General features: G+C 47.2%; 1 protein-coding gene. It reads left to right on the top strand.

The genetic code is table 11. The annotated features are described in order from the left end of the window. Window positions 1–4 precede the first annotated feature (4 nt). Window positions 5–265 (top strand): VIT1/CCC1 transporter family protein (locus GUI70_RS25830; protein WP_272952936.1); only part of this gene is annotated, 261 nt, incomplete at its 3' end.

Raw genomic sequence — 265 nt, 5'->3', positions numbered from 1 at the left:
CCTTTTGTCATGTGCTTTTTCGATGTCAGCGGGCGAATATGCTTCGGTAAGTTCCCAACGCGATACTGAAAAAGCGGCCGTGGGCGAAGAAAAGCTCCGGCTAAAGGCTGATCCGGAAGCTGAATATGAATTAGTGGCAAATTTTTACATGGAAAAAGGGGTTACGGAAGAGACCGCGCACCAAATTGCCCGTTCATTAATGTATACCGCACCGTTAAAAACGGCGGTCGACGTGCGTTACGACATGGATTTAGATGAATACCTA

The organism is Deinococcus alpinitundrae (assembly GCF_009982895.1).
Taxonomy (GTDB): domain Bacteria; phylum Deinococcota; class Deinococci; order Deinococcales; family Deinococcaceae; genus Deinococcus; species Deinococcus alpinitundrae.
The sequence above is the reverse complement of the archived record's forward strand: the minus strand, read 5'-3'. Positions and strand labels throughout refer to the sequence as shown.